General features: G+C 62.1%; 29 protein-coding genes. 6 read left to right on the top strand and 23 right to left on the bottom strand.

Annotated features, from left to right (window positions below; genetic code table 11):
- Nucleotides 1-1,119: 1,119 nt before the first annotated feature.
- The 12 genes from QRO95_RS20770 to QRO95_RS20715 all read right to left on the bottom strand — a co-directional run bounded on the left by QRO95_RS20770 (nt 1,120) and on the right by QRO95_RS20715 (nt 8,595).
- Nucleotides 1,120-1,881, bottom strand: a complete 762-nt coding sequence (locus QRO95_RS20770) for a hypothetical protein (RefSeq protein ID WP_024956683.1) — start codon at nt 1,879-1,881, stop codon at nt 1,120-1,122.
- Entirely contained in the window at nt 1,878-2,795 is a 918-nt protein-coding gene (locus QRO95_RS20765; RefSeq protein WP_061478918.1) for a hypothetical protein, read from the bottom strand. The genes QRO95_RS20770 and QRO95_RS20765 overlap by 4 nt, the downstream gene beginning before the upstream one ends.
- A gap of 88 nt (nt 2,796-2,883) precedes the next feature.
- Nucleotides 2,884-3,324: a DUF6573 family protein gene (locus QRO95_RS20760; protein WP_044570520.1), complete on the bottom strand. Its 441-nt coding sequence runs from the start codon at nt 3,322-3,324 to the stop codon at nt 2,884-2,886.
- Between the two features lie 263 nt (nt 3,325-3,587).
- Nucleotides 3,588-4,061, bottom strand: a complete 474-nt coding sequence (locus QRO95_RS20755; RefSeq protein ID WP_061478919.1) for a hypothetical protein — start codon at nt 4,059-4,061, stop codon at nt 3,588-3,590.
- Between the two features lie 25 nt (nt 4,062-4,086).
- Nucleotides 4,087-4,341, bottom strand: a complete 255-nt coding sequence (locus QRO95_RS20750; RefSeq protein WP_061478920.1) for a hypothetical protein — start codon at nt 4,339-4,341, stop codon at nt 4,087-4,089.
- Nucleotides 4,342-4,700: 359 nt separating this feature from the next.
- On the bottom strand, nt 4,701-5,189 hold the full coding sequence (locus QRO95_RS20745) for a hypothetical protein (protein WP_125895662.1): 489 nt from the start codon (nt 5,187-5,189) through the stop codon (nt 4,701-4,703).
- The gene (locus QRO95_RS20740) at nt 5,182-5,541 is read right to left on the bottom strand and encodes a hypothetical protein (protein WP_111008241.1); all 360 of its coding nucleotides are present in this window, start codon (nt 5,539-5,541) and stop codon (nt 5,182-5,184) included. Before QRO95_RS20740 ends, QRO95_RS20745 begins: the two co-directional genes overlap by 8 nt.
- 21 nt (nt 5,542-5,562) lie before the next feature.
- On the bottom strand, nt 5,563-6,387 hold the full coding sequence (locus QRO95_RS20735; RefSeq protein ID WP_125895663.1) for a hypothetical protein: 825 nt from the start codon (nt 6,385-6,387) through the stop codon (nt 5,563-5,565).
- Between the two features lie 3 nt (nt 6,388-6,390).
- A complete protein-coding gene (locus QRO95_RS20730) occupies nt 6,391-6,789 on the bottom strand; it encodes a hypothetical protein (protein ID WP_111008242.1) in 399 nt (132 codons plus the stop codon).
- Between the two features lie 291 nt (nt 6,790-7,080).
- Nucleotides 7,081-7,563: a hypothetical protein gene (locus tag QRO95_RS20725; RefSeq protein WP_061478924.1), complete on the bottom strand. Its 483-nt coding sequence runs from the start codon at nt 7,561-7,563 to the stop codon at nt 7,081-7,083.
- Between the two features lie 58 nt (nt 7,564-7,621).
- The gene (locus QRO95_RS20720; RefSeq protein ID WP_061478925.1) at nt 7,622-7,984 is read right to left on the bottom strand and encodes a hypothetical protein; all 363 of its coding nucleotides are present in this window, start codon (nt 7,982-7,984) and stop codon (nt 7,622-7,624) included.
- Nucleotides 7,981-8,595, bottom strand: a complete 615-nt coding sequence (locus QRO95_RS20715) for a hypothetical protein (RefSeq protein ID WP_241776755.1) — start codon at nt 8,593-8,595, stop codon at nt 7,981-7,983. The genes QRO95_RS20720 and QRO95_RS20715 overlap by 4 nt, the downstream gene beginning before the upstream one ends.
- Before the next feature lie 383 nt (nt 8,596-8,978).
- On the opposite strand from QRO95_RS20715, the gene QRO95_RS20710 reads away from it, so the two are divergent.
- Together QRO95_RS20710 and QRO95_RS20705 are read left to right on the top strand one after the other, a co-directional pair.
- Nucleotides 8,979-9,362, top strand: a complete 384-nt coding sequence (locus QRO95_RS20710; protein WP_061478927.1) for a helix-turn-helix domain-containing protein — start codon at nt 8,979-8,981, stop codon at nt 9,360-9,362.
- A 96-nt stretch (nt 9,363-9,458) separates the two neighbouring features.
- Nucleotides 9,459-9,755, top strand: coding sequence for a hypothetical protein (locus QRO95_RS20705; RefSeq protein ID WP_143568383.1), 297 nt, complete (start codon nt 9,459-9,461; stop codon nt 9,753-9,755).
- On the opposite strand, the gene QRO95_RS20700 is transcribed toward QRO95_RS20705, so the two are convergent.
- Together QRO95_RS20700 and QRO95_RS20695 are read right to left on the bottom strand one after the other, a co-directional pair.
- Nucleotides 9,752-10,540 carry a DUF6988 family protein gene (locus tag QRO95_RS20700; protein WP_054172066.1) on the bottom strand — a complete coding sequence of 263 codons (789 nt, stop codon included), beginning with the start codon at nt 10,538-10,540 and terminating at the stop codon, nt 9,752-9,754. The genes QRO95_RS20705 and QRO95_RS20700 overlap by 4 nt on opposite strands.
- 12 nt (nt 10,541-10,552) lie before the next feature.
- Nucleotides 10,553-11,239 (bottom strand): uracil-DNA glycosylase family protein, encoded by a 687-nt coding sequence (locus QRO95_RS20695; protein WP_235649996.1) that lies wholly within the window; start codon nt 11,237-11,239, stop codon nt 10,553-10,555.
- A gap of 175 nt (nt 11,240-11,414) precedes the next feature.
- On the opposite strand from QRO95_RS20695, the gene QRO95_RS20690 reads away from it, so the two are divergent.
- Nucleotides 11,415-12,503: a hypothetical protein gene (locus QRO95_RS20690; protein WP_143568382.1), complete on the top strand. Its 1,089-nt coding sequence runs from the start codon at nt 11,415-11,417 to the stop codon at nt 12,501-12,503.
- Between the two features lie 144 nt (nt 12,504-12,647).
- On the opposite strand, the gene QRO95_RS20685 is transcribed toward QRO95_RS20690, so the two are convergent.
- The 4 genes from QRO95_RS20685 to QRO95_RS20670 all read right to left on the bottom strand — a co-directional run bounded on the left by QRO95_RS20685 (nt 12,648) and on the right by QRO95_RS20670 (nt 14,216).
- Complete coding sequence (locus tag QRO95_RS20685) at nt 12,648-12,845, bottom strand: hypothetical protein (protein WP_046272122.1); 198 nt, start codon at nt 12,843-12,845, stop codon at nt 12,648-12,650.
- Nucleotides 12,842-13,021, bottom strand: a complete 180-nt coding sequence (locus QRO95_RS20680) for a hypothetical protein (RefSeq protein ID WP_046272123.1) — start codon at nt 13,019-13,021, stop codon at nt 12,842-12,844. The genes QRO95_RS20685 and QRO95_RS20680 overlap by 4 nt, the downstream gene beginning before the upstream one ends.
- A complete protein-coding gene (locus QRO95_RS20675) occupies nt 13,011-13,379 on the bottom strand; it encodes a hypothetical protein (protein WP_061478930.1) in 369 nt (122 codons plus the stop codon). Before QRO95_RS20675 ends, QRO95_RS20680 begins: the two co-directional genes overlap by 11 nt.
- Nucleotides 13,380-13,601: 222 nt before the next feature.
- Nucleotides 13,602-14,216, bottom strand: coding sequence for a hypothetical protein (locus tag QRO95_RS20670; protein WP_111008259.1), 615 nt, complete (start codon nt 14,214-14,216; stop codon nt 13,602-13,604).
- A 62-nt stretch (nt 14,217-14,278) separates the two neighbouring features.
- Between QRO95_RS20670 and QRO95_RS20665 the strand changes: the two genes are divergently transcribed.
- Entirely contained in the window at nt 14,279-14,578 is a 300-nt protein-coding gene (locus QRO95_RS20665; protein WP_100443809.1) for a hypothetical protein, read from the top strand.
- Between the two features lie 88 nt (nt 14,579-14,666).
- Here QRO95_RS20665 and QRO95_RS20660 read toward each other — a convergent pair whose 3' ends face one another.
- A complete protein-coding gene (locus QRO95_RS20660) occupies nt 14,667-15,200 on the bottom strand; it encodes a hypothetical protein (RefSeq protein WP_061478932.1) in 534 nt (177 codons plus the stop codon).
- Nucleotides 15,201-15,326: 126 nt separating this feature from the next.
- Nucleotides 15,327-15,521 (bottom strand): hypothetical protein, encoded by a 195-nt coding sequence (locus tag QRO95_RS20655; protein WP_061478933.1) that lies wholly within the window; start codon nt 15,519-15,521, stop codon nt 15,327-15,329.
- A 347-nt stretch (nt 15,522-15,868) separates the two neighbouring features.
- Between QRO95_RS20655 and QRO95_RS20650 the strand changes: the two genes are divergently transcribed.
- Both QRO95_RS20650 and QRO95_RS20645 read left to right on the top strand, forming a co-directional pair.
- Nucleotides 15,869-16,312 carry a hypothetical protein gene (locus tag QRO95_RS20650; RefSeq protein ID WP_111008244.1) on the top strand — a complete coding sequence of 148 codons (444 nt, stop codon included), beginning with the start codon at nt 15,869-15,871 and terminating at the stop codon, nt 16,310-16,312.
- A 389-nt stretch (nt 16,313-16,701) separates the two neighbouring features.
- Nucleotides 16,702-18,147 (top strand): EAL domain-containing protein, encoded by a 1,446-nt coding sequence (locus tag QRO95_RS20645; RefSeq protein WP_235650041.1) that lies wholly within the window; start codon nt 16,702-16,704, stop codon nt 18,145-18,147.
- A 477-nt stretch (nt 18,148-18,624) separates the two neighbouring features.
- Here QRO95_RS20645 and QRO95_RS20640 read toward each other — a convergent pair whose 3' ends face one another.
- The 3 genes from QRO95_RS20640 to QRO95_RS20630 form a co-directional block, all read right to left on the bottom strand.
- Nucleotides 18,625-18,831: a hypothetical protein gene (locus QRO95_RS20640; RefSeq protein ID WP_153643642.1), complete on the bottom strand. Its 207-nt coding sequence runs from the start codon at nt 18,829-18,831 to the stop codon at nt 18,625-18,627.
- Between the two features lie 564 nt (nt 18,832-19,395).
- A complete protein-coding gene (locus tag QRO95_RS20635) occupies nt 19,396-20,010 on the bottom strand; it encodes a hypothetical protein (protein ID WP_032971128.1) in 615 nt (204 codons plus the stop codon).
- 48 nt (nt 20,011-20,058) lie between these two features.
- Complete coding sequence (locus QRO95_RS20630) at nt 20,059-20,292, bottom strand: hypothetical protein (RefSeq protein WP_106468504.1); 234 nt, start codon at nt 20,290-20,292, stop codon at nt 20,059-20,061.
- Between the last annotated feature and the right edge of the window lie 680 nt (nt 20,293-20,972).

Below are 20,972 nucleotides of genomic sequence, written 5' to 3'. Positions count from 1 at the left end.
TCTCGGCACGGCATCGTGGTGCTGTGCCGAGAGTGGAGCGAGAACCGAACGATCAACTGCCCAGTGGGCCAGGTGGGCCAGGTGTTCCAACACCGCCGTCACCACTGCGGAACCGACCCGAGTGTTTACGAGGCGTGGGCTGGGTCCACGACGGCCGGCAGTTGGACCACGACCAGCAGCACCTGCACTCCGTGCCCTGCTCCCGAGACCCGCAACGTGGGATGCCCTGCAGGTCAGTTTGGCTCGATCGGCCAGCGGCGGACCTTCTCATGCACGGGCACCGGTTCGTGGGACGCTTGGACGCAAACCAACACCACCTGCGCGGCTTGCCCAGCACCTTTCCCACAAGCCGAAACCCAGTGGGTCGCCGCGAGTGCCGCTTGCCCGGCAGGCCAAAGTGGATCGCACACGTGGCAGGCCGAGCAGCGGCGGACCAGGATGGGGTCTTACAACTGCCCGGCCACCACGTGGTCGCTGCCCAGCCCGACGTTCACCACTTGGACAAATTGGGCGGAGACGGGGGTTCGTCGCAACGAGGCCAATACATGCACACCCAACGCACCACCCCCGACGTTTCCCGAATACACCGGGCGATCTTGGCATTCGTGGGGAGACGGAGGGCACTACGGCTGGGCGATCTTCTGCAACGCTCCCCGGACCCTGGCCGAGCTTCAAGCCACCTCGTTGGCATGCACCTGGCAATACGAAACGAACGACACCCCCACGTTTACGCCAGAGCCACCTGGCGTGACCCGCCCAACACCGGCTTTGGAAGCCTGTGTCTACGCGCTGCGCGCCAACTTAACTCCGATGCCAGGTTACGGCTTCGTCAACCACCCAGGCACCGCGGTTTGGCCGGCGGCTTGCTCGTGCAGCGTCGTGGGTCCAGGCGCGCGGTTCTACTGGCAAGACCTGGGAGCGAGCGACTGGGTGGGCTTTGAATTCAAATGCCCCTGACGGCAAAGAAGGCGGGGGGCATCCCTCACGTTCGAAGTGGCAAAGCTTCGGATCTCCAAAACCGACCGGAGGCAATGCCCTCGCACCAAGCGTGCTTTTCAGAAGGCAGGTGGCTTGGCCACCTGCGGCGGCTTCTGGGCTCTTCGCTGTTGTGCCTCGAAGTCAAACCCCAGCCAGGGTTTTCCACATCGCCTTGCCCTGGGCTTCGTGAACCGATGCGTATTGCTGTGGATCCCAGCTGGTCCCGGTCAGCAGCAGCCCCAGCTCTGCCACGATGGCCTGACAGCGATCGCCAAAAGCCAAGACCTCATTGAAGGTCAACCCAAGCGTGTTGATGTCAAACGCGCCAGGCTCCTCGTCCAGCTTGCGCATTTCCAGGTGGGCGTGGTGCTTGTCCCGTAGGGTCTTGATTTTCGCTGCCACGGGATCAGCCGAAAGGATCACCATTTCATTGGAGACCTTTTCCCAGCCATTATCGAAGCGCGAGTAATTTTCGTCCCGATCGCTCTGTCTGAACTTCTCCTGGAAAACAGCCGAGCTTTCGGGCGGCAGGTCACTGATCGGTTCGTCGTGGAAGTGATCGAACATGCGCCCGTAGCGCTCCCGGTAGTGCTCCTTGATGGCTGGATCTGCTTGCAGCTTTCTCCACAGGTTGGTCAGGCTACCCGACCTGAGATCGTTGTCCAGAAAAAGCCGTGACTGATCGCGCACCAGGTCTTGCCCAAGAAGCGGAGCCAAGTGGTTCCACGCATTGGCGCCGGGGGTCTTATCCAATTTGGCTTTGAGCCCTGCCTGGATCGCGGGGTCTTGAATGAGTGGGGACAAAATGTGCCGGCGCTCGTCGAGGATGTGGCACTCCTGCGTGAGCACCCGAACGAATCCATCGATTTGGCGAATACGTTGTTCCAGTTCCTCAGGCTTCATTCTTGCTCCGCCTCCAGCGGCACCTGCTGGAAACGCACCTGCAGCCGCTTGATGAGCGCACGGGTTTCCGCGTTCGGAGCGCGCGTGGACACCAGCACCGCCTCCCCGTTGGGCACGTGGCGGATGGCCTTCTGCTCGGCCCGGAGAACGGCGCGGTATTTCACCGCTTGATAGACGCCTCGCTGGAGTTCGTCCTCCGAGCACTTGCTGGTTTTAACTTCCACCGCCAGGCGATGTCTTCCGTTATCGAAATGCGCGTCCAGTCGGTCACCCGAGCTCAACAACTTCTCGTTGCTCCCCATGGGGAAGTACCCAAAGTCCACGAACTCTTCGGGATGGCTGGCCACCCACGCCTTCAACGCTTTGTGCTCGTCGCTCTCTGGCCGCCCCCCCTCCTGGACTTTAGGAAGGGGAAGAGGCGCATCCGCTGCCACCTCTTCAACCGCCCCGGCGGACGGGGTCAGCATGGTGGCTCCCAGAGCGCGGGCGACCCGGTCCCAATTGGGATAGGTGAAAACGTCTTCCATCGCCTCTCGCAAGTGCGCACGGCGCTCTTCCTCGGTGTCCAGCTTCTTCCCCGCGAAGTAAGCTGGCGAGATGGTGATCGCCCCCTCGCCAGGGTGTTTCGTGTTCTTGTTGACGACGATTGCGTGGAGGGGCGGGATGGGTTCCTTCCACTGCTCGCTGAGCCACTGCAGGGCCTGGGCCACTCCCCCGGCGACGGTGCCGTAGAGGTCTTTGCGGGGTTTGATCTCGTGTCCGAAGGTGTCGTGCAGCTCTTGGGCCAGGTCGCTGTAGGAATGAGCTTCACCCTCCTGCGCCCACCGGATGAGGATGGGCAGCGCGTCCGGGATAACCCGGCTCCGCCAGGGTGTGCGTGCAAACTCCACCTTCGACCAATCGAACTTTTCCATCCTCTACTCCTCCCTTGTCGTCTCGCCATGGTAGCGGCGGGACCAGCACGGGAAAACGATGGGGGCCGATGTCCTGCCCCCTCCCTTCTCAATCCTCGTTGGGCAGCATGATGGTGACCACCGGCTCCAGGGCGTCCCCGGGCCCACACAGTGCTTTCAAGGTGACAAGGCGATGGGTCGACCGCGTCAGGCCAGACCCGGCCTCCGGGTGGGCTTCGTTTGACAACCAGTCGCCGGCGTCGGACAGAGCCACGTGGAGCTGGTAGTGGATCTCCGAACCGTTGCCCTGATGCCGCTTGATGGCGACGTGGAGCATAAAAAGCACATCCCAGAGCCGGCCGTCCACCGACTGGCCGCGCACCTCCAGTCCCGCGGGCACTTCCACGTAGCGTGCCCACGCAGCGCGGGTGATGGCCACGGGCAACTTGAAACCGGCTTCTTTGGCCACGTCGGACACGTCCACTAAGACGCCGTCCTCGATCGCCTGGGCGCGGGTGTAGGAATGGATGAGGTCGGAAGGCTCGAACATGTTGTTTCCTCGCTTGGTGAGTAATGGCCCGGTCCAGGGCATCCGGTGCGGATGTCTTGGAATGGGAAACCCACCGCCCCACCGCTCGGCGCGGTCAAGGGAGGAAATGGAAGGGCTGGCGCGGCCCGCAGCGAAGCGAGGACACGGGCCCTGGAATGGCCCTTGACCGGAGAAGCCGGGCGTTGGGGCCGCGCGCAGCGCACAGGGCTTGAATGAGGTGCCGCGGGCGGCACACCGATTCGGCGTTGAACTTGGGAATACCGTCAGGCCTGGGCGCAGGCCAGAGGGACCCGGTCCATCCAGGTGCTCTGCCCTGCCGATGCTTGGGCGGTGAGCGGGCCAAGGCCCTGGACAAACGTCAGGCGTGCAAGCTCGACGTCGCTCTGGGGCCAGTAAGGACCATCCGGCGAGAACACGAAGTGGTCCCCTTGAAGGGCCCCACAGGTGGTGCAGTGATGGGCCAGGTAGGTTTGCCCTGACGTTCGAGTAGTGGCGAAACGAAGCCAGGGCGCGTGGCCCGCCACGAAAGCGACAGTGTCCTCGTCCAAACGCTCGATGTAGCGCAACACGGCACCCTCCCCCTGATCCACCAGACCCTCGTCGTCGTGCTCCTCGAGCGAGGGCACCCAGATCGCGGCGGTGGGGGTCGGGGCGTGGCAGAAATGGCACTCGGTGTGGCCGAGCAGCAGGCCGTAGGCCGGAGCCTGAAGGGTGGATGGAGGGGCAGCGTGGGTCATGGAGCCATTTTGCCCTGCCTGGGTGTCAGCCGGTGAGACGAGCCTGCGCTGAATCATGGGTGTTTCGGAGCGTGCCCCGCTGTGAACCCAGCCACGCCATTTGCTTGTATTCGTCTTTGCTGAGCAACTTGGACACTCCCAGCCACTGCACCAGGTGGTAGTGCGCAATCGTTCGTGGGTAGCGCTGAATCCCCTCGTGCAACAGTTTTGGCAGGTAACACACAGAACCATCGCGGCGCTCGTATGCGTAATAGCGGTGGCGGGCGGCACGCGTGGTCATGGCGTTTCCCTCAGTGCGCCCAAAGGGCACGATCGATGCAGCGTTCAAGGCGCTGGGCCAACCTAACGCTGAAAGGAAGGGCGATGGGGGCAGCGATGGCGAGAAGAGAAAGGGTCATGTCGGCGGTTCCAGTCGGTGGGTAGAGCGTTGCGTTCTTCCTGATCCCAACGTAGACCGCCCTGGAAATTTGTCCACGGTTGTAGTGGACAGAATCTTGACAAAAAGTAAAAACTGCGGAGCTAAGGCCGCAGTTATTCCTAACATCCCTTCTCGCGCCGAAGGCGTCACCTGCTCTTTTCCACCGCTGCTTCTACAGATGCCGGCGCGCAGCGACCGGTGGCGGCGTTGGGCCGTTGGCTCTACAGCCTTGCCCGCTTTGCACTGACACTTCCCCGGGCTGCCCATGCATGCTGCAGGTGGACAGCACGTTGTTCGGCTTCCACCGTGGCCACCACGTGCGGCATCGCCGCCTTCAGCGATGGCGTGTTCCAGAACGGGCTGCCCCGGTGAGGGTTGCCGCCCAGCCGCAACAGCAGCAACGCCGTCTGTTCAAGTCGGCTGCGCTCGTCGGCGTCGTCGCTCAGCTGGTAGTCCGCCGCCAGCTTTTCCAGCGGGCGCTCGCACCAGTGGTTCCTCTCTTGAGGGTGCGCACCAGCTTGCAGGAGGGCTTCGACGATGCGGGGCCAGGCAAGTGCGGAATGGAGCGCGGGACCTTCGTTGAGGCGCCACGCGTTGGGGTTGGCGCCCTGCCGCAGGGCCTGTAGAGCGCCGAAAAGGCTTCCCTCGACGCACGCGTGAATCAGCTCAGCGCTCGGACTTCCTGGCGGTGGTGGGTGGCGGTCAGCCATGGCGGCTGCCCCGAACCTGGTTCCGAATGAGATGTCCTTGGACGTAGTCTCGGATGATCTGGCGCACCGCTTCTGCGGTGGAAATCCCAGCGTTCACCGCGCCCTGCTCCACCGCCTCCAAGACGCTGCGCTGCAGCGGAAGGTAGGCCAGCCGCACGTCCCGTTCCCCACCCAGCCGACGCTTGCTCAGTGGGTAAGGTTTGGCGGCATACATGGCGAGCACTTGGCGCACGGCTTCGTTTCGCGTGACCTGCACGCGCGCGGCGGCCGCCTGCAAGCGCTCCAGATCACGGGAGTAGCCCCGGGAGGACGGAAGGGTGGCCAAGTCTGGGGAACGGACGGGTTTAAGCACTTCTCTTTCCTTGGACGGCGGTCACAGACGCACGCGCTGACGGGGAGGTTCCAGGGCCGCCGCCGGAGCTGGCGCTTGGCTCTGGGCCTCTTGGCGCGGGTTCCACACTTCCCCACCGATGATCATGCTCGGGCCACCTGTAGCAGGAAGGACCTGCGAAAGCCTGGCTTGCTTCGCTGCGGCGTTGAGCGCACGCGCGGTGTCCTCCTGCATGCTTTTGGCTTCGTAGATCACCGGCCCCTTCAAGTGGCCCTGCGCTTCGTCCACAAGGGCGGCAAGGGTTCGACCGAACTTTGACTTTGGCCCTTGGTTGCGAGCATCGACGTCCCAACGCTCGATCACTTCGAACGCCTTCTCGTGACGGTGGCCAGACTTGTTGAGCTCGCCAAGCGCCGCTTCAGCGTCTTGCACGTTGAAGCGAATGGCGGAGAGCTTCACCGGGTGCGCGTAACCACCACCACTCGATGCCGATTGCGTGATGGCGACCGCTTGGTTTCCGTCGCTGACGAGGTGATGAATTTTCATGTCGATTTCCTTGGTGGTTTTCGGAAGGCGCGATTGCCCATCCACAAATTCAAGGTAGATCGCACTGGAGTTTTGTCCACGACTGTAGCGGACAAAATCTTGACTAAAAGCAAAAACTGCGACACTGAGGCCGCACTTTTTCCTAACATCACTTCTCGCGCCGAAGGCGTCACCTGCTCCTTTCCCACCCCCGCTTTTACAGAAGCCGGCGCGAAGCGACCGGCAGTGGCTCTGGGCTTTGTTTTTTTCAAAAAAAAAGCCCCCTGGCGGGGGCCTTAAAGGACATTGGTTGTTCTTACGCGAGTATTCTTTTGTCAGCACGTCTCACTCCGCGCACTCCACGTCGATCCATTCTTCATCGAACCATTCGTTCAGCGTCGCCAGGTCTTTGACCTTGCAATTGGTGCCGTAATCCGACCCTTCGATGTCGAGCCCCACTTCATAGAGGAGCTCCCCGTCCTCTTGACGCTGCACATTGACAGAGACGGTTTGCTCAGCCAGCAGCTCGTCGTCTTCGCGTCCCAGCTCTGCCCAATTGCGGTTCAGCAGGAAAGCCAGCAATGCGTCTTCAGCGGAAGACTGGAACGCGGGATAGCCCGCCGCGCCGGTCGAATAGGTATACCCAGACAACTGGTCAAACAAAGTGCTGGCAGCGGCATGCGCAGCTTCGTGAGCTTCCTTGACGGTGATGGTGTCGTTTGTGATGAGCATCGTGTGGTTCATGGCGAGATCCTTGTTTGTCGGTTGGCACTATTGCCTTCCCATGTATCCAAGGTAGATCGCCCTGAAAATTTGTCCACGGTTCTGGTGGACAAAATATTGACTAAAATCAAAAACTGCGGAGCTAAGGCCGCAGCTTTTCCTAACATCACTTATCGCGCCGAAGGCGTCATCCGCTCTTTTCCTACCCCCGCTTTTACAGAAGCCGGCGCGAAGCGACCGGTGGCGGCACTGAGCTTTTCTTGGCACAAAAAAAGGCCCCCTCGCGGGGGCCCCAAAGGACATGGATTGATCTTACAGGCTGGTGGAGCGCCAAAGCTTGCCTGCGATGCCACCGACGATGAGGGCCACCGGCATGAGCGCCGTCAGAGCCATCGGGGGCACGGAGGTGAAGAAGTTTCGCTCGCTCTCCTCCAACCCCGGGTAGAGCAGGCCCACAGCAACGCTGGCCAGCTGCAGGGCAACGACGACGAGCAAGCCCACCAGGGCGCCCTTTCCAAAGCCACCTTTGGGCGGCGAAACCGGGAGCCCGCTGGCCCTTGCCGCGCGCACGCGGGCCGCTCGCCAGTTCAACACGTAGAGAATCGCCAGCAAGAGCAGCACGGCTGCCCCACCAGCGGCTGCCAGGCCGGCCTGCCAGCCGTAGCCCTCGTTCTGGCCGATCTCTTGGGCCCCGGCAAGAAACAGCAAGCCCGCTCCCCCAAGGATCACAGTGGCGGGGGCCAACAAGCCCCACTGCATGTGACCGCCGGGGGTGTGGTGAGCGTTGTAAGACATGGGACCTCCTTAAAGTGGTGTTCCTCAATGCATACCGCGATTCCGGTCCTTGGCAAGGTCAGCCCTTCTTCTGGGCTCCGGCCGGCACCCAGCCGGTGGGCTGCTTCTCAAAGACGAAGTCGTAAGCCGGCGGCACGGGGACGGGATCGGGCTTCAACTGCTGCCCGCCCTGGAACCCGACCACGTCCAACGTTCCACCGGTCACGCACGTGGCACGCTGGGGACCAGTTGAGGTGCAATCCGCGGTGAGGTCTTTCCAACCCCGGACCTCGATTCGTTGGCCCATTTCACTGGAGAGGTTGGCATTGGCATGCGCCTCGTAAGCGTGGGCGACTTGTTCGATGGTGGGAAGATCAGCTTTGCTGCTGCAGGCAGCCAACCCTGCGGTGATCAGGCCGAGGGAAACGAGGGTTGCTTTCATGCCGGAGCTCCTTGCGTATGGGTCAAATCAACGTCGATCGTTTCATCGCGGTATCCGAGCCGAACCCTCTCTATCGTCACGTCCATCTTTGGCACCGTTCCCTCCACCCAGACCCGGTTGACGGAGAACACCACCAAATCGTCGCGGTAGCTGCGACCTTGTCGCGCCAAGTTCGCGGCCTCTTGGGCGTCCATTCGGATGAGCAGATGGAAGCGGCCGGCGTTGGGTGGGCTGGACACCCCCGTGGAGGTGCGGTGAACCCACGGCACAAAGCCCTTGCCGGTGACGCTTTGTCCCGCCGCGGACACCTGAGGCATCGGGATGAATCCTTCCAGCACGCCACGGTCGGCCCGATAGGCGACATCGCCCAGCGCTTGGAACGTGGGACGAATCGCAAACCGTCGGATGGCCTTGAAGCGCTGCAGGCGCGCGTCGAAGGCCGGGCCATAACGGCGCTCGATGGCAGCCGGATCATTGCCCGAGACACCGTTGGCGCCGTGGGCCTTCGTGTCCATCAGCCACCATTGCCTCAGGCACCACTGGCGCTTGTCGGCGTCGATCCGATAGGCCGAATGGGCCATTGCCAGCAGCTGCATGTCGCAGGTGTCCACGCCCCCGCCTCCGACAGCCGTCACTCCGGCCCGCAGGTGTTGAACCCCTTCCAAGCCTTCCTGATCCAGGTCCCAGTAGGTCCCAGGCGGCTCAAGGTAAGGGCTCCGCGACCTATCGCTGACCACCTTCGGCGTGCCTTGGATGGCTCGGCCGATGTGGCGAAGCAGGTCCGATCCGGCCCTCGATTGTGCCTGCGCTCCAGCCGCTGCAGTCAGGGCAAACGCCCCGATCAGCACGGTTCTTCTGACCCTCTTCATGGAACCCCCTGTTCCCACCAATAGATTTGGGATCTTGCGGCCAACTTACGTGGCACGTAGAGTCTACCCGGGGCGTAGCCTCTGGGTCATCCTGTCCGCATGCCTGCATTGCATCCGTTCAGCCCGTGACTGCCGCCCCGCCCGCTCCCCGAGCCGTGGTTGCCGCGCGTTTGCGCCAAGCCCGCGTCCTGCGGGGCTTTAGCCAACGCGAGGTCGGAGTGCGGATGGGGATGGACAAGGACGCTGCGTCGGCCCGCATCTCTCGGTATGAATCCGAGGGCATGTCGATCAGCCTGGAAGCCCTCTTCGAGCTGGCCCAGGCCTTGGAGGTGCCCCCGGCCTATCTCTTGGCGACCAGCCCAGCGATGGCCGATGCGATCTTGGCTTTGGGCGAGCAGAGCGTGGCCCAGCAGGAACGTTTTGCCGAACTGCTGGGCGTTTTGGGTGAGCTGCCGGCGAAGAAGCGCAACGCACTCATCGAGCAACTGTTACCGCCCGTCAAGGATTAGGGCATCGGCGAACAAGGACGAATCGACCCCATGTGGACATGGATCACCCACCTCTGCCGCCGCAATAGGACGGAGCCCACCCGGTCCGCCATTGCCATGGCCACACTGATCGAACTGAACATGCTGGAGCTCAACGCAGCGGAGGCCCGCAACCGCGTTGAACTGGACCCACCGGGGCATGAAGCAGCACTTCTTGAGAGATTCAAGGCATCGGCCCAGCTGATCCTCAACGAAAAGCCTCCATCCGACGCCGCAGACTCAACCTGGGAATCCCTTGGCCAGAAGGCACGCCGCCTAAACCGAGGATTCGCAGACCTCCGATTGCAACTCTCCCCGCCAGCGATCGTTGGTGGGGATACAGAGCGGCACGACAATACGCGTCCGGTCCTTTAAGGCGGCCAGGCCAGCTCTTCCATGCGGGCTTTCCTCCGTTGCATGTAGTGCAACATCCCGCTGGCGCACTGCTCAACAACGGGGCTTTCCTCAAAGGCCCCAACCCCAACCGCCGTCAGTGCTGCAATGACGCACAAGTTGGTGGTGGCCACCGCGTTGACGGTGGTCTGAAACAGAATGGCTGCCGGCACGTGCGCCCCGATCTGTCCATTGGGATCTTGATACATCACCCGAATGGCCTTCCCGCCATGGACCAGCCCGCAAAGAGGGTCCCACGAATTGGTCACCGTCCGAGCCAGCTTCTGAGGCTCATCGTCCTGCCCGATGCGTGCAATGGCCTGCTCCACGTCCGCGGCCAGGTCTTTGAGGGCAATAGCCACCCACTTTCCTTTCTCGTTTTTCCTTCGAGGGCCCCGATCTTCCTGGAGAAAGTCCGCCAGCTGTTCGTCGTCGGCAAGGAACTGGACAAACACCGCCCGCAGGAATTGCTCAATCTGGGAGCGGTGCATTGCCAAGGCCACCGCTGGAAGATCGATGGGATGGGTTTCCAACAGGAACAGCAACGCACGCCCGTAGTCCATCGAGGCCCTCAACAGTTGGAAAGCCGCCCGGTGACGCTCGCTGCCGGCGGGAACAGTGATGCGGGCCATGCAGGACATGTTCGATTCCAGGCTGGCCTTGGCCTCTCTGGCCTCCTGTGCGATGTCCAACGCCGTGGGCTGCCGCGTGGCAGCACGCGGCTCCAGCGCATCGCGGATCGCATCCTTCAACGAATTGTGCGTCATATCCTTTGCCCTTCATTCGCGTATTTCAAAAGATGCCTCAGAGCTGCGGCACGATCTTCCCAGCAATCTACGTTCCAAGATGGATGGTAGACCCAAGTCATCCACGCCCCCCCCGTTGCCATAATCGAGAGACCATACGTGGCGCTCCTCCAGATAGCGCCGCCTCCTGCCCTCGGAGTTGGCATGGCGAGCCTGGAAGGTAGGCTGGTCCGACCGCTTCCCGTGATCGAACATTCGCCAAGCGGTGCGGCCGAGCACCAGAATCACCTCTGGCCGGAGCAGAGGGAGGATCACCTCTACCAACAACTTCCCGCCTTGACTGAAGTCGGTTCCTGACGGACGGTGTCCAGCTCTCTTGCCGGCAAAGCGCTGGGACAAGTTGCAAAATGCGACGTGCTGCCAGGCGTGGGCGGCATCCACAACATTTGGGCTGCTTTGACCAGTCAGCAGGCGATCCAGCTCATCAAAGAACTTGCCACCACCTGTCCTCTTGCAAGTCTCCATGTCGCCGAACGTCTCGCGGGTGAATGGACGAGTGATAACGGGGTCGTCGGTCCACCCAGCCTCCCGGTAGTGGGACTCGCCCAGTAGCAAGACGCGGCGCCCTTCAACTCCCTTCCAGTAGCCGCGGCCGACGTAGGGCACGAAGGCCACCTCAGCCGGCCACGCTTCCATGTTCAACTCAGCCGGATCATCCATGCCATTGACCTTCGTATGATGGTGTCAGGCTACTCCACACCGTGCTGCCACGCAGCTATTGCACGCCATCCCATGCCATCCCATTTTTCCGCCACATTTAGCCGACAAAAAGCTCTTGCATACCGCTCGCACGTGCTTTAACTGTATGGGCCTTCAAGGATCCTGCGGAGGCCCCATGACAACTCACCATGGCTGGCAGGCGTGCCGCGCATGCCATGCACCAGGACTTGATGTGCGTGTGGAGGGAGGCTGGCACCTCCGTGCCAATCCCGGCTACTGGGGAACCAGCGTCCCTAAAACCTTGGTCCTGGGGTTTTCCAAGGGGGCCACCCAAATTGCCGCCGCCCAACACGGGAGCTTCGATGGGGTCGCCTTCGCGGGTGCTATGCGCCCTCGCCTCGCAGCTGTATTGCACGAGCTTGGGATCGATCTGGGTGGGCAAACGATCAACGACGCCCTGACCGCCGAAAGCCGCCACATGGGCGCCGCCTCCTTGGTGCGCTGCGGGTTGTCGGTGATGGACAACGGCAAGCTGGTCAGCAGTGGCACCATCATGCCCAAGGCCATGCGTTCGTCGTTGCCTTTGGAAGCCATGAAAACATGCGTGGCACGCCACCTGGACCCGTTGCCTGACAGTGTGGAGCGCGTGGTCTTGTTGGGGACCACCGATGCCTACATGAAGGGGGTCAAGGCGCTCATGCGCCAGCAATTCAACGACTTCCAAGAAATCAACGAGGTAGCCTTCAGCGCCCAAGGCCGGACATGGGTGTTTGCGTCGCACCCCAGCCCGGCCAACGGGACCTTTCAAGCCTGGATCGACGGTGACACCGCCACCGAACCGGGCCGCAAGAAGCAGCTGGCGCGCCAAGCGTTGGGTCACAAGGCCCCAGCGCAGCCCCTTTCAGCTCCGCCTCGCCCGGCACCGGCACCGATCCAGCGTGCCACGCCGCCTGACCCGATTTCACCAGCTAGGGCGTCCAACGGCGACCGTTTTGCCCGAGCCTTCCACCTGGTTCGCCACGATGGAAGGGTGATCGTCGCGGTGCGGATGAGGGACCGAGACACGGGAAACGTGGCGTTCCGGGTGGCCAAAATGGGCAACACCAAGGATGGCCAGCGCGAGATCCACGACGAAGCTGAGCTGTTGCGCTTGTGCGAGAGCGGGCAATACCAAGTGCGCGCCCAACCGTTGGACAAGTCCACACCGGCCAACTTTATTCGGCCGCTGCGAAACCACCGGATCGTGAAGACCCCTGCCCGTTGATCGCCGCACGGCGCGCCAATCCCTCGCAAAGCAACAAGCGAACCATCTCGCTGACATGCAGCCCCTCCCGGGCTGCCGCCTGTTCCAGCCGGTCTTTCAGCTCCTGTGGCACGCGGACGGCCATCTGCACGTAAGGTGGCCGGCTCACGTGGACAGCCTCGCCAGGGTGAGCACCCACGCCAGCACTAGCCCAGCCAGGATTTGGGCACGCAAGCGGTAACGCACACGAAGCGCCCCGCTGGCGTGCCGTGCATTGACCCAGAAGATGCCAGCCAGGCCCAACACGGTGGCCAGGAACGCTGCAGCCAGGACGGCGGCCAACACCGCGCCCACGGTGGTCATGCCAGCGCCCCTGCCATGGTGGCCAGGACGAACCACTGTCCAGCGATGAGGCCGTAGCCGATGAGCAATCCCTCCAAGCCCGCCCAGCGTTGGCCGGGGGTGCGCAGCAGCGCCGCGCTGTCGTTGAGCAAGGACCACCCGGAGAGGATGGACAGCCACTCAAAATCAATGGTCATAGCGGTCATAGATCGAGCCCTCCCCTCCAGCGGAATTGATGGTGGAGGGCAACATGACCTCCTCGTTTTTCACGCGTCCGAACACGCTGGCAAACACGTCCAACAGCGAGGTGCTTTGGGCCGCGTCCCGTTCGGCCTGGCGCGCATACTCGTCCAACCCAGACGGGAAAACCTGGCGTGCGCCGTTGACGGCGCCGCGCAACCCGCTGGCGTTGGGCATGCTCGCCCCAAAGGTGCGGTTCCACGTGTCGGAAAACCGGTCCAAGCCGTCCATGCCCATAAACAGCAATCGCGCCAGCACCAGGACAACCACGGCGTTGACGACAAGCCGCTTCGTCAGTCTGAATCCAATGAACATGTTCCCCCCTTTCGTTTCGTTGGTCGGTGTCAGACGCACGCATCGCGAACGTCATACGTTTGGGATACACCGACACGCGAAACCCACAAGGGGGTTATTTTGACTAAAGCTAAAAATTGGGAGAAAAGCCCGATCACGCTGCAGGCGCGGCTGCACTTGCCCGTCAGCCGGCGCTCGACTGGGGCATTGCTTTGAACGGTTCGACTGACGAAATTGGCAGGGCTAAATCGGGCCCAAGTCTTTGACCACCGCCTGGCCAGGCTTCAAAAAGCCCAATAGCAACCGTCCGCCGGCGACGGTCCGCCTCATGCTGGCGTTGAGGTATCGAGCCTGGAGCTGCGCTGCCACCAGCAGCTCCTGGGTGGCCATGCTGGGCGGCCGCTCCCTGAGCGGATCGCCGGGCGACGCCAGCTGTCCTCCTATGGGCTGGACAACCGCTGGAACGGTCAAGTCGTGCTTGGCATAGGCCGTGGCCATCATCCGGCCGTTCTTGGGCGACCAACCACCCAAGACCAACTCCGTGGTGCAGTGTTCCGCCGGCAACCCAGCCTCGGCAACGGCCTTCATGTAGTTGGGCCAAAGCTGATCGATCACGAGCCCGAGCTCAGCACTCAGTTGCTCCATCGTGAAATCGGCCCGAAAACTTGCCTCCAGGCACAGTTGGTAGATGCGAAGGAAGAACTGGGCTGACCCACGGGTCGCCAGCAACAGTTGGTGCTGGGGAATGAGGAGCAGTTTGGCTCCCGCCGAAGCTTGTCCGCTGTGCGCGTTTTCGGCCCATGTGTCCACGGTCACAACCAGCTGGTTGGCACTCAGCAGAACGTTGAGGATGCTCATCGCAAAAGTCTGGCGGCTTTCTGCCACTATCGGGCCTCATCTCCCCCCTGTCGAGCCCGATCATGGCCCAAACCCTAGAAGACCTGGCAGCGCGATTGGATGCCTGCGAAGTCGATCTGGAAGCCCATCGCGGATATCTCAAGGCGTTGGAGTATGGGCTGCGAACGATCATTGCCAGCCACCCGAGCCCCCAACTACTGCCTGTCGCTTGGAACATGGCTCTCGCGGGAATGGCCGACGCCCATGCCGGCCACCAGACGCTCACCTACAACACGACCTTGCAGCAGGGGCTGCAGGCGTTGACTCAACAATTCAATGCCCTTGGGCAAGGGCGCGACCGAGCATCCAACTTTCTTGGCTGACTGACTCGGGGGGCACGCAATGCCCCCCCACTCAGTCCACTTCACTCACCTGCCGGCTGAAGGCGTGGTGTTTTTGCGGCGGCCAACCTCAACGGGTCATGATGACTCGCGTGGATTCCCCATCCGAGAGCTTGACGCTTTGCATCAAAAGCCCACCCTGCGGAGGCATGAACTCTTGACCGGGAACGGACCACATGATGCCGGTGGTCAGGAAATATTCTCCTGCAGGCAGCCCAGTAAAACTGAAATTGCCTTGGGCGTCGCAAACCGATGTCTTACGCGCCTGCTTGTAATCGGCGCTGTCAGGGATGAACTGCACGTTGGCCGAACCCACGGTGGTATACCCGCTCTCGGCACTGCCGTAAAGCGCGAGCAGGCGCTCGCGACCATAGCCGGACTTGGGCTGCAAGGAGACTTCCAACCCCGCGCAGGTTCTGGGCTGACCACCCCGGGTTTGGAAGAAGGCTTGGCCGTTGATGGCGCCAGTGCCTTTCTCAGAGAACCAAGCAACTTCGCTGGGATCGAAAGTGGTGGTCAAAGCCACCTGCCGCGGCGGCGCTGGCGCAAACGTGGCGCAGCCTGACAGCAGCAAGATGCCGAGAGGAAGAACGAACTTTTTCATTGTGCCCCTGATAGCGCCTACCTTGGCGCGGGCACAGTTTACCGATTGCGTGACACCCCTCACAGTCTGCCCGAGCCGAGTTGGTCCCAGTGGCGTTTGTCTGGCATGGCATGGCAGCCAAAGCGGCTAGCCAAACCACCCGCGATCCACGCGCTCCAGATCGTGGTCTTCGCCAAAGGTGAGGGCAGCCTCTTTGGGCTGCAGGTCGCTGTAGCGGGACAACTCGGTGTCGGTGAGCCCCGCGTTCTGGATGGGGAGGGCGAAGTGCGCTTGCAGAGCGGCGTTGAAGGCGGTGCACCACTGGGCGTTGATGGTCGTCACGGGCGTTCTCTCTTAGGAAATGAAAGGGACCCCGAAGGGCCCCGTGGGGTTCAGGCGTCTTTGGGCTCCGGGAGGCGGAGCGCGACCACCCCGTTGACTGGCAGGGCGTTGAGCATGAACCTGCCGGCCGAACCTTGGCGATCATCGGCCAATGGGCTTCCCGGTCCCACCTCGGGGCTCCCTGGACGGGTGCGCCAGCAAGGGAGCGCTCGAGCGGTTTGAGGGCCGCCGCCGCCCCTAAAGACGGTCGAAGCCTCGGCCAACGCTGAACGCATAGAGGCTTGCGCCTTCGATCGCAGGGGATCACAGTGAAAAAAGGCCTTTCATGAGCAAAGACGACCACTGCTATGACCGCTCATCTTGATCAGTTCGCAGACCTGTGCATGGCTGCCCAGGGGTTTCGTCCCTCGCCAGCGAGGCTGACGGCGTTGTGTGATCAAGACCTGGTCTGGTTCCAGCCGGGCAAGCCAGCCCAGTTTGGACTCACCAAGCTGGGTAAGTCCCAGCTGATGGAGATGCTGAAGGCGTGTTGCTGCGGGACCGTGGATGATCCAATCGCCAGTGCCAAATCGATGCGACCGAACAACGCGGAGTTCTCGGCTGGAATGGCTTACTTCGACGAATTCGAGTGCAATTTGCGCTTGGGCGTTCGACCTGAAATTCTCCCGGACCGCCTTGCCTTCCTCGCTTGGCTGATCAAAGAGCAACCTAGCGCGCCCATGACCGCACAGAAAGCGCCATCGCCCACCCGACGCTGCCGACAGCCGTCCCGTCCGCACCTTGCACCATAGCACAAGGGCATGGCGTGTCTGACGGAGAGCGCAGGCGTGCTCTCGCAAACCTAGGCGCTACCAAGTGCCCGCTTGCGCCATCCGTGCAACCGTATTGATCTTCGTAACAGACGCCGCAGGTGTCAATGCTGGCGATCGCCGGGCTCACGGCCTATTGCTGTACAGTTCAGACGCAGATGCATGGTTGTTCGATCGAGGCTTGCAAGCCAGTGGAGCTGGGGCTGAAGTTCATGGAAAGCTTGCCGATAAACCTGTAACAAGGTAAATGAGGCGAGAAGCCAAGCGAAGCGATGGCGCGTTTCAGATCGGGGGTTGCTTTGAGCGTTCGAGAAAATCGGCGTCGCTACGTCTCGACCGTAATAGGAGCCACGGCGGTGTGCCTCTTGGCGATGCTCGCGGTCGCCCAAGCCATCCTCTACGTGCGTGACAAGGAAGGGGCGGAGGCAGTGGCGGAAGCCGCGGTGACGCGCGCGGAGGCCATATCTCGTGACCGGCGCGTAGCGGCCGAACAAGCCTCTCGCATCGGACAGCCGCCTTGCTCCGACACCGACATCGACTCACTAAAGGAGATCGCGTTCCGCTCCATCTACATGAGCGACATCGGTCGCATCCGAGACGGACGCCTTGTCTGCAGCGCTCTCTGGGGGCGCTCGCGCCCCTACACCCTCCCCGCCCCACGCTTCTCCAGCGGCGCTGTCCGGCTTTGGCACGCGTCGGATCTCGTTGGCTCCCCCTACACCGGGTCCAATCTGATCGCCCAAGGCGACACGTTCACCGTGTCCTCCCCGTCTGCCTTCGAGAGCTTGGACCCTGCGCGCAGCAGCTCCATCAGCATCGAAACGAAGGACCGATCGTTTACATTCCGCACCTTGTCCCCGACCAGCCGCGTCGGCAGCCCGTCTCTCGTCCAAGCTCAACATTGCAGCCGGGTGGCCGACGTTTGCGCGTTCGTTACCAGCCCTAGGCACGTGGTGTCCGAACTGCCCTCGGCGTTGCTCACCACCATCCTGGCAGCGGGTGCCTCGGTAGGGCTTTTGCTCGCGTTCTTGCTGATCAAACACCAAATCACGGCTCGGCAAACCATCCAGCAACGGTTGGTGCTTGCACTGAAGCGCAGCGAGATCGAACTGGCCTACCAGCCACTGCGTCGAATTGGCACGCGGGAGCTCGTGGGATTTGAAGCGCTCAGCCGCTGGCGCCCGCCGGGAGACGATGAAATCCCGCCGGCCATCTTCGTGCCCATCGCCCACCGATTCGGCCTGAGTCCTGATCTTTTTCGATACGTGCTGGCCCGTGCCATGAATGATCTCGCCCCCGCGCTGAGGGAGCATAGGAACCTCTACGTAAGCATCAATGCCGAGCCCGTGGACATGGCCCAAGAGTGCGTCGTTCGCTACATCGGCAGCGTCACCAACGATTTTGGCGTGTTGCCAGAGCAAATTCGCATCGAGATCACCGAGCGGGAAGAACTCGTGTCCGCTGCCGCAAAGAGCAACATGCAGGCCCTCTCTGTTCTGGGATACCGGTTCTTGATCGACGACTTCGGGACCGGCAGCGCCAACTTCTCCCGCCTCGCCCAATCGCCGTTTCGAGGAATCAAGATCGATCGCATGTTCGTGGCCGCTATCAACGAGGACTCCCCCCTGCGGCCCGTTTTGCCAGGGATGTATCGCATCGCACGTGAGCTTGGGCTGGATGTCATCGCAGAAGGCGTCGAATCAGAGGCGCAAGATTTGCTGCTCTACCGGATTGCTCCAGAGGCTATTGGCCAAGGGTGGCACTATGGCTGCCCTCTCTCAACCAAAGACGCGCTTGCCGCCATCCAAGTTGGGTAGCCCTCGCGCACGGGTCGACCCGAGCGCGTTCACTGGCGCTTGACGTTCGCCCTAGCAAGATGTCCGTGCGTCCGATGGACGCGACAATCGTGAAAATCTCCGCTATGGCGCTGACCCCAGTTGGCGCCGCCGAACCCAAAGGGGTGACTCCCCCTCCCCTAGGTGACGCCCCGGCAGTTCAGGGCATCGTCGTGATCGGCACCCCTAGCAGGCGGCCTCTTTAGGGCAACGCGCGACACACACCCTCAGCAGTGGTCGCAACCGACTGGCCGCCGGTCTGGCCTTTTGCTGGTTAACGAACTGGCTCAGCGCTTTCCAACAGCGCCGCTCGGTTACTTCCCTGTGCCTAAGGCTGTCGCCGTGCAGCCCGCCTCTTTATCATGCTCCTGCGACGGCAATAGAGGGATCGGACAGCGGTATCTGGCGTGCGGACTGCGCGGACGACCCCGTAGATGAATTCTTCAGAATCCAATTGTCTCATCTGGTTCCGGTGGGGTTGTCGCGGTGCATCATATGCATTCCGCTCTGTTCAGCTTTTTGTTCATCTTCATGCCCAACATTGGACGTTTCTTCATCGATCAGGTTGAGGGTGTGCGGCGGGCCGACGGCTCGCTCTTGCAGGTCACGCGGATCAGTTGCGCTTGTCTGGAATGCGGCCGCCAACTGCGATTGGTTCCAGGGCATGGCCTGCTGGACTTGGACGGCGCCGCCGTGCTCACTTGCCCGCTCTGTGACAACCGCTAGGCGGTGGCACGCGCGAGGTTGGAAAAGCTTTGCCCCCAACCTAACCACCCGCGCATGGCGAGTCTTGATTGAAGAGTGGACCGCTGTGTGCTGGCCCGAAAGGGCCGATTGACGGTGCAGTCAAGCGGAACGCTCACCGGTTTCCAACGCTTGAGCTTGGGGCCACCCTGCTGCCAGACCGCGATTCGGTGGCCAGCCAATGGAGGAGGGGTATGCACAAGGCTGAGACGGAGGCGTTGGTCAAGTTGGAGCTCCGCCTGAGCGAGTGCGAGAGGCGCCTGCCCAACGCTGAGGGCGAAACCAATGCCTTGGAGTATGCGGTCAGGGCTTTGGTGGCCAGTTCTGCCAATCCCACCGCGGTGCGCCTTGCATGGGCCCACCTGATGCCCATGATCGTCGACATCCATGTGCCTCCCCAGCCAACGCTCCAATGCAGACTTTCTGCTTGGCTTGCGTCATGGACTGAGGTCCGTGGCCGAGCAAATCGACGCTTTGCCCTGCCCCCTAGAGACCTCCCAGATCGAGAACGGTTGCTTGGCCCTTTGAGAGAATTGCTGCCAACAGACGACCGCCCGCTAATGGCCGCTCGCTGTCGCCGTTGAGGTAAGCGGCTTGCAAGCGTCCTGCTGCCATCAACTCCGCCCGTCCCATGCCTGCTGGCTGATTCCGCAAGGGCTCTCCTGGCGACGCCAAGCCTCCCACCAGCGCTTGGACCACGGCGGGACGGCCATCTTCGGACTTTGCATAAGCGGTGGCAACCATGCGCTGGGCGTGCGCCGACCAGCCGCCCAAAACCAACTCGGTGTGCATAGCGCTGATGGGTATGCCAGCGGCTGCCGCCGCGCTCACGTAGTTTGGCCAGAGGCGATCAATCACGCCGCCAAGCTCGCCGGACAGCCGCTCTATCGTGAAGTCTGCTCGAAAACTGGCTTGGAGACAGAGCTCGTAGATTCTTAGGAAGAACTGGGCCGACCCACGCGTGGCCAAGACGGCGTTGTGCTGAGGCAGCAGAAGCAACTTGGCGCCCTCTGAGTGCGCCCCGGTTTGAGCATCTTGCGCAAGGGTATCGACGGTCACAGCCAAGTGATCGGCACTCAGCAACACGTTCAAAATGCTCATCTGCCGTCCTTGGGATCCATTCAGTCGATTGAACCTTCCAACGCCAATTCAGCCATAGGGGTTGTTGAGAATCTCAGACGCAATCCGCTCTCCCGCGTCCAACGCATGGAGGCACGACGACGCTTTGATGCTCAAATCCGAGCGCCCTCCCACGCCATGGACCTCGACAGCGAGAAGAACCCAACGGCTTTCACTGAGCCGCCAGATCTCGGAGGTGTAAACGTGCTCTCCCACCGACAAGGTGACCCGTTCTAAATCTTTGCCCGGCTTGGAAGTACCCATGGCCCTCGAACCCTGACTGTTCAAAAGCAGTGTGCACGCGAACGCCGCTGGCCTCAACTGATCGCCTTCCTGCGACGCGGGGAGTCACACTCAAGCGAAATGCCCCCCGATGGATCAGACCCAGTCCTCATTGGATGCCGGCGATGTGACCGTGACCTGCCCAACCTGGGGTGGCCGTCATGGCGTTGAAAGGGCGGGACATAGTGAGGGGGCCGCGCCCACCGCGTTCGGGGCATCTCCGGCCGACTCCACCGCTGAAATGGGCCCGATCTGCAGCAGAGCCAAGGCCGCCAAGCACGCCTGCCGACTGGCGAACGTCTCCCGGGGAGCCATCAAAACATGCCCGCGTGGCGCCACCAGCCGCCAGCGCCAACCTTCCGCCCCGGTGATCCGGGCCCAAAATCCCACCCGGTGGTATACCTCAACGTACATAGCTGCCTTGCGTGATCAATCTGCGATGCTAGCGCCATCGAACCGAGCTCGGCCTATCTTCCGGCCGGGCGTTTAACTCGTCTTTTGAACAACGCGCTCAGGCGTGCGTCGCTAGAGCCTGCTCCGGCCCCGGGACGCCCCGGCTCACAGGCTCATCCAGCAGGTTTGAGCCCCCAGGACGTCCGGGAAGAGACCGCAACAATTGACTCACCCTGTGGACGCTTCCTCCCCTACCCCCCTCCGCACCC

This window comes from Stenotrophomonas maltophilia group sp. Smal13 (assembly GCF_030236855.1).
GTDB classification, from domain to species: Bacteria; Pseudomonadota; Gammaproteobacteria; order Xanthomonadales; family Xanthomonadaceae; genus Stenotrophomonas; species Stenotrophomonas maltophilia_A.
Note: the sequence above shows the minus strand (reverse complement) of the source record. Positions and strands in the feature narration are given on the sequence as shown.

What these genes read in the sequence shown, in the direction of transcription:
- QRO95_RS20770 (WP_024956683.1), bottom strand. Translation starts at nt 1,881, where the DNA reads ATGAAGCCTGAGGAACTGGAACAACGTATTCGCCAAATCGATGGATTC.
- QRO95_RS20765 (WP_061478918.1), bottom strand. Translation starts at nt 2,795, where the DNA reads ATGGAAAAGTTCGATTGGTCGAAGGTGGAGTTTGCACGCACACCCTGG.
- QRO95_RS20760 (WP_044570520.1), bottom strand. Translation starts at nt 3,324, where the DNA reads ATGTTCGAGCCTTCCGACCTCATCCATTCCTACACCCGCGCCCAGGCG.
- QRO95_RS20755 (WP_061478919.1), bottom strand. Translation starts at nt 4,061, where the DNA reads ATGACCCACGCTGCCCCTCCATCCACCCTTCAGGCTCCGGCCTACGGC.
- QRO95_RS20750 (WP_061478920.1), bottom strand. Translation starts at nt 4,341, where the DNA reads ATGACCACGCGTGCCGCCCGCCACCGCTATTACGCATACGAGCGCCGC.
- QRO95_RS20745 (WP_125895662.1), bottom strand. Translation starts at nt 5,189, where the DNA reads ATGGCTGACCGCCACCCACCACCGCCAGGAAGTCCGAGCGCTGAGCTG.
- QRO95_RS20730 (WP_111008242.1), bottom strand. Translation starts at nt 6,789, where the DNA reads ATGAACCACACGATGCTCATCACAAACGACACCATCACCGTCAAGGAA.
- QRO95_RS20725 (WP_061478924.1), bottom strand. Translation starts at nt 7,563, where the DNA reads ATGTCTTACAACGCTCACCACACCCCCGGCGGTCACATGCAGTGGGGC.
- QRO95_RS20720 (WP_061478925.1), bottom strand. Translation starts at nt 7,984, where the DNA reads ATGAAAGCAACCCTCGTTTCCCTCGGCCTGATCACCGCAGGGTTGGCT.
- QRO95_RS20705 (WP_143568383.1), top strand. Translation starts at nt 9,459, where the DNA reads ATGGCCACACTGATCGAACTGAACATGCTGGAGCTCAACGCAGCGGAG.
- QRO95_RS20700 (WP_054172066.1), bottom strand. Translation starts at nt 10,540, where the DNA reads ATGACGCACAATTCGTTGAAGGATGCGATCCGCGATGCGCTGGAGCCG.
- QRO95_RS20695 (WP_235649996.1), bottom strand. Translation starts at nt 11,239, where the DNA reads ATGGATGATCCGGCTGAGTTGAACATGGAAGCGTGGCCGGCTGAGGTG.
- QRO95_RS20690 (WP_143568382.1), top strand. Translation starts at nt 11,415, where the DNA reads ATGACAACTCACCATGGCTGGCAGGCGTGCCGCGCATGCCATGCACCA.
- QRO95_RS20685 (WP_046272122.1), bottom strand. Translation starts at nt 12,845, where the DNA reads ATGACCACCGTGGGCGCGGTGTTGGCCGCCGTCCTGGCTGCAGCGTTC.
- QRO95_RS20680 (WP_046272123.1), bottom strand. Translation starts at nt 13,021, where the DNA reads ATGACCATTGATTTTGAGTGGCTGTCCATCCTCTCCGGGTGGTCCTTG.
- QRO95_RS20675 (WP_061478930.1), bottom strand. Translation starts at nt 13,379, where the DNA reads ATGTTCATTGGATTCAGACTGACGAAGCGGCTTGTCGTCAACGCCGTG.
- QRO95_RS20670 (WP_111008259.1), bottom strand. Translation starts at nt 14,216, where the DNA reads ATGAGCATCCTCAACGTTCTGCTGAGTGCCAACCAGCTGGTTGTGACC.
- QRO95_RS20665 (WP_100443809.1), top strand. Translation starts at nt 14,279, where the DNA reads ATGGCCCAAACCCTAGAAGACCTGGCAGCGCGATTGGATGCCTGCGAA.
- QRO95_RS20660 (WP_061478932.1), bottom strand. Translation starts at nt 15,200, where the DNA reads ATGAAAAAGTTCGTTCTTCCTCTCGGCATCTTGCTGCTGTCAGGCTGC.
- QRO95_RS20650 (WP_111008244.1), top strand. Translation starts at nt 15,869, where the DNA reads ATGACCGCTCATCTTGATCAGTTCGCAGACCTGTGCATGGCTGCCCAG.
- QRO95_RS20645 (WP_235650041.1), top strand. Translation starts at nt 16,702, where the DNA reads ATGCTCGCGGTCGCCCAAGCCATCCTCTACGTGCGTGACAAGGAAGGG.
- QRO95_RS20640 (WP_153643642.1), bottom strand. Translation starts at nt 18,831, where the DNA reads ATGCCCTGGAACCAATCGCAGTTGGCGGCCGCATTCCAGACAAGCGCA.
- QRO95_RS20635 (WP_032971128.1), bottom strand. Translation starts at nt 20,010, where the DNA reads ATGAGCATTTTGAACGTGTTGCTGAGTGCCGATCACTTGGCTGTGACC.
- QRO95_RS20630 (WP_106468504.1), bottom strand. Translation starts at nt 20,292, where the DNA reads ATGGGTACTTCCAAGCCGGGCAAAGATTTAGAACGGGTCACCTTGTCG.